Source organism: Helicobacter sp. 23-1045, assembly GCF_053654655.1.
Window position 1 is genome coordinate 1 of sequence record NZ_JBSIUR010000025.1, and the last position, 1,469, is coordinate 1,469.

The window sequence follows — 1,469 nt, forward strand, 5'->3', positions numbered from 1 at the left end:
TTATTCGTATAACGACTTTTTAAATGTCGCTCAACTGCGGGTTTTTTCATTGCTTTTGTCATTAAATTTTCCTTTCAATTTTAAAATTTTGATAAAAGTATAATATAATTTTACTTTAAAGTCAAATATAACAATTAAAAAGGTTAAAAAAATTTGACTTTAAAGTAAAAAAAATTTAACCTCTAAAAACCTTGATTTTTCCACACTCAACGAGAGAATCAAAGAAATCTAAAAAAAAGATTCTTTGTTCTAATATATATGCGCGCTAAATTAAATGCGACTAACCACTTCCATCCGCCCTAGCACACGGGGTTTTGGGGCGTTTTTTTGTCGCAAAGGGCATTTTTAGGCAAAAACGCTTTTAAGTTCAAAGCTCACTTGTTTGGATTTTTCCCCTTTATTACGGCGTTTTCGTGGGTAGAGTGTGCGTTTTTGGTGATTAGAATGCGAAAATGACACATTTTCGCTTTTAACACTTGCGAATATTTTTGCTTCTGCGAATTTTTTTCGCTTCGCTCAAAAATTCCCGCAAAAATGAAAGGCATTTTTTACATTTTTGCGCTGACTTGTTCGGCGCAAAAATCAAATTATGCAACATAGACTTGTCTATGTTTGCCTAATTTGCAAATTACTGAAACATTCGACAAGTCAAAGTTTCGGTAATTTGTCCTGCGGAGCTAATTTTTGCGACAAGTCGCAAAAAAATTGTATTTCATTTTGCGTGAGCTTTGATTGAAAAATCAAAGCGAAATCAGCAAAATATTCGCCCGATTTTTTTGTAGCGCAATGAATTTTTTGCGATAGCAAAAAAGAAACAGCTACAAAAAACACCATAGCCACCAAATAACCACTTTAAGAGAGCGCAGAATCAATTTTAAGCGTTTTAAGCATAGTTTCCCGCCTAAAAAACAAAAAAAGCGATTTAGAGCGTTTTAAAGGGGTAAAATTAGCGGATTGCGTATAGTGGGCGTTATCAAAATAGGCTTGGCTCATCCAAATCGCTATATTTTAGCGCAATCATCGCATTTTTGCGGTCGCTGCCAAAAGCGCATACAAAATTCGTATTTACACGATAGCAAGTGCCATCCTTGCGCCAAAAATCTTTTTTTGTCAAATATCGATAAGTTTCGATAACGATTGGCTTTGACACCTTTGTTTTTTCCACAACTTGCGCTTGACTCATCGTAAATTTGTTATTGCTGTCGAGATTGTCGAGTATAAATTCAATCACATCGATTTTGCGCCCTGCCCTATAAATCCCCGTTAAAATTTCCATAAAATTTTCCAAATAAACACGCCTCCATCCGCCTTTTAAGCCGTGTTTCACTTTTTTAGTTACCATTTCCATTTCAACGATTTTGCCCGTTTCCAAATCTTTAAACTTCCTAACGCCCTCAAATGTCGTTACAATGCCCCTATCCTTGTAATCCTCATTGACTTTATAGCCTTTTGTCGCCTTTGTGCGCACA

General features: G+C 35.5%; 2 protein-coding genes. Both read right to left on the minus strand.

Going from position 1 to position 1,469, the window contains the following annotated elements; all coding sequences use genetic code 11:
- Positions 1-374 precede the first annotated feature (374 nt).
- Positions 375-545, minus strand: coding sequence for a hypothetical protein (locus ACWIUE_RS11865; RefSeq protein WP_454136998.1), 171 nt, complete (start codon positions 543-545; stop codon positions 375-377).
- A 428-nt stretch (positions 546-973) separates the two neighbouring features.
- Positions 974-1,469, minus strand: a 496-nt coding sequence (locus ACWIUE_RS11870; protein WP_454136999.1) for a replication/maintenance protein RepL, incomplete at its 5' end; no start/stop codon positions are given.

Coding starts and splice junctions, on each gene's coding strand:
- ACWIUE_RS11865 (WP_454136998.1), bottom strand. CDS start 545: ATGCCTTTCATTTTTGCGGGAATTTTTGAGCGAAGCGAAAAAAATTCG.